2 protein-coding genes are annotated in these 729 nt (G+C 66.8%); one reads left to right on the top strand and one right to left on the bottom strand.

What is annotated here, in order from left to right; genetic code table 11:
- Positions 1-402 (bottom strand): DUF455 family protein (locus AC1DYI_RS37530; protein WP_477209130.1); only part of this gene is annotated, 402 nt, incomplete at its 3' end.
- Positions 403-447: 45 nt separating this feature from the next.
- Between AC1DYI_RS37530 and AC1DYI_RS37525 the strand changes: the two genes are divergently transcribed.
- Positions 448-729, top strand: a 282-nt coding sequence (locus tag AC1DYI_RS37525; protein WP_477209129.1) for a gamma carbonic anhydrase family protein, incomplete at its 3' end; no start/stop codon positions are given.

Here is a 729-nt window from a genome sequence, read left to right as displayed (position 1 = left end):
GTCGTGGCCCATCGACTGAAGGTGCCCGCGCAGCAGCTGGAAATGCAATGCCTCTTCGCCGGCCACCTGCAGCCAGTCGCGGTAGAAGCGCTGGGGCATGCCGGCAAAGCGCCAGGCCGCGTCCAGCGCGAGGTTGATCGCGTTGAATTCGATGTGGCAGACGGCGTGCAGCAGCGCAGCCCGGCCTTCGGGCGTGAACGGCGTGCGCCGCGGTACCTGTTCGGGCGGCACCAGCAGCGGCTGGGGCGGGCGGCCGGGCAGGGTAGGCGGCGCGATCAGCACGATGCCGGCATCGAGTGTGGCGCCAGCGCGRCTGGCTTCGAGCAGTTCGCGCGTCTGCCTGGCCTTCGATTCGGGCTCGGCGACGCTCAAAACCTTCAACGCCTGCGCTCTGACTTCCATCCTTAAAATTATCGCTTTGCCAACGGGCGGGAGACCAAGGGCACCATGGCCATCTACCAACTGGGCGACAACCACATTCCCCGCATTGACGACAGCGCCTGGGTGGCCGAATCGGCCCAGGTGATCGGGCGGGTGGCACTCGCGGCTGACGCCAGCATCTGGTACGGCGCGGTGCTGCGTGGCGACAACGACTGGATCACGATTGGCGAGCGCAGCAACATCCAAGACCTGAGCGTGTTGCACACCGATGCCGGCATTCCGCTGACGATCGGTGCCGATGTGACCGTGGGCCACCAGGTGACGCTGCACGGCTGCACGGTGGGAGAC

Source organism: Ideonella sp. P3_A4 (assembly GCF_056403075.1).
Note: the sequence above shows the minus strand (reverse complement) of the source record. Positions and strands in the feature narration are given on the sequence as shown.